General features: G+C 40.2%; 3 protein-coding genes. All 3 read right to left on the bottom strand.

The features are described from left to right. Positions 1-410 (bottom strand): integrase core domain-containing protein (locus QZT26_RS17335; RefSeq protein ID WP_295103961.1); only part of this gene is annotated, 410 nt, incomplete at its 3' end. A gap of 545 nt (positions 411-955) precedes the next feature. Then, on the bottom strand, positions 956-1,210 hold the full coding sequence (locus QZT26_RS17330; protein ID WP_099326629.1) for a transposase: 255 nt from the start codon (positions 1,208-1,210) through the stop codon (positions 956-958). Between the two features lie 646 nt (positions 1,211-1,856). Beyond that, on the bottom strand, positions 1,857-2,092 hold a 236-nt coding region (locus QZT26_RS17325), incomplete at its 5' end, for a putative transposase (protein WP_295103682.1).

The raw sequence follows: 2,092 nt of genomic DNA, 5'->3' as shown, positions 1-2,092 counted from the left end.
GCCCGCCGTTGCCGCGCTTCACTTAATTTTCGGTCTCGTTCCAAAAAGATTTCTTTTTTACGTCCGAGCAATTTGTCCTGCGGGGCGATATAACCTATTGCGCTATGTAATCGTTTCGTGTTGTAATACACAACAAATTCATCCACGATTCGCCGGGCATCTTGCAGGTTTACAGGGCAATAGGGGTGAATACTTTCCTGCTTAATTGTTTTGTGCCACCTTTCTATTTTCCCGTTACTTTGAGGATAGAAAGGTGCTGTTTTAACATGCGCCGTCCCGCCTATCCGGATATAGTCCTTGAAATCCTTTGCTATGAACTGTGGACCATTGTCAGAAATGATCCTTGGTTTGACATCCGGATACTTCTCTTTAGCCCGTTCCAGGATGATTTCCACCTCCGTTTCCTTCATCGTCTCCCGATACTTCGACAGGCTTAGCACGAGATTTCCCAATGTACTATTTGTCTGCTATAACCGTCTAAAACAGCACAGAGATAATAAAACGTACCACGAATATTCAAGTACTACACATCTATGTGCCAGTGTTCATTGCGTCTTAAAGCGGCATAAACCCCGTTCCTTTTTTGGAGGGCTTCCTATACCATTCCCGCATTACACCGGCATTCACCAACACCCGGTACACGCTTAATGGGCTTACTGCTAATGTCTGCATCCCGCATCATAAAGGCCAATCTCCGATATCCTTAAAGAGGATATGTTTCATAATAAGCAAGTATCACTTTCTTTTCCTATTCTTCATGCCACGTATCACGTGGTATCCAGGCGTTGTACTCATTTACTTTGCTGTAACGAGTCCTCCATTCATTGAACTTAGACAGCGATAACCGACCCGTCTGATCATTTGGCGAACCGGTGTTTCCACCTTTACCGACCACTGATTAACAAAATCAACCAACATATCTCTTGTATCATGGGCTACCCAAATGCCTTTTAGTTTACCTCAAGACTTTTTTTAGCGCAACGTGTTCCTCCATCAGTTCGGACAATACCTCGTTTTTGCGAGCAAGTTTCTTCTCTAGCTCCAACGCTTTATTCTTCCATTCCCGGCACTCTTTGACTTTCCATTTTCTAAAAGCGTATACGGCATTTGACAGCAATCCCTTCAGCCAACGATAGTACATGATTGGATGAATACCATTAGCGTCACATACTTCAGAGAGTGCTTTCTTTTCGAATAAATGCTGCTTCATTATTTACATTCGTTTTTCCGGTAGATACCTTTTTTTCCCATTTGCTTCTTCCATTTTCTCTTCCTTTGAAATAATTTTTGTTTTTGTATAATTCTTCTTAATTCCTGATTGTTTGTTAATCTTGCCACTTCTTCATAACTCAATCCTGAATCAATAAGAAGTATCGTCCTGATTCGGTCGGCATGAGTCTTTGATGCTATTTTTTATACGCCTTTTTAAGTTCTATTCGGTCTCTTTTTCTTAGAAATGAGTTAATGCGTAGATAGATAGTCCATAAACCTCAAAATGCAATAAAGAAACCACTTTCAGCTAAAGGATAAATGCTTACGACCGTAGTAGAATAAATAATTTTTTTATTCTGTCAATACCTTAAAACGGGTGTATTGCGGACCATATCCCCAAAGTAACAATTACTATACTCAATCAGACTGAAACCACTGGCTTCAGTTTGATTGAGTATAATCCAAGTTGATCCTAATCGATAGGGCATAGAAGGCAATGAATGCGCATGTCAGAAACCAGTGATTCCAGTCTGATTGAGTATAAATACCTGTATTTCACGAATTGGCTACAGAAATAGTACCAACTAACTCGTCATTATTTAAGGCGCTGAAAGCCGCAAAGCAAAGGATCGCAAGACTTAAATTCAGAACTCCTGATCTGGTGGAATTTGATTTGATACCAAATTATATACAAGGCGCAGATTTGTGCCTGGGAATAATGTTTCGGAACTATTAAGTACATCGCATAATTGCTGAACATATCTGTTGTTCCTTGGGTTTGTCATGTTATGAATCGTTATCCTTAAGACGCCATTCTTTTCATCCGGCATTATATCTGCATCTGTCATAAAAATTTGACGTACCAGTGATCTTGCTTCAT

The organism is uncultured Candidatus Kuenenia sp. (assembly GCF_900696675.1).
GTDB lineage: Bacteria > Planctomycetota > Brocadiia > Brocadiales > Brocadiaceae > Kuenenia > Kuenenia stuttgartiensis_A.
This window is presented reverse-complemented; position numbering and strand designations above follow the sequence as displayed.

Bases quoted from the DNA above. Each gene is read 5' to 3' on its own strand.
- QZT26_RS17330 (WP_099326629.1), bottom strand. From the start codon at position 1,210: ATGAAGCAGCATTTATTCGAAAAGAAAGCACTCTCTGAAGTATGTGAC.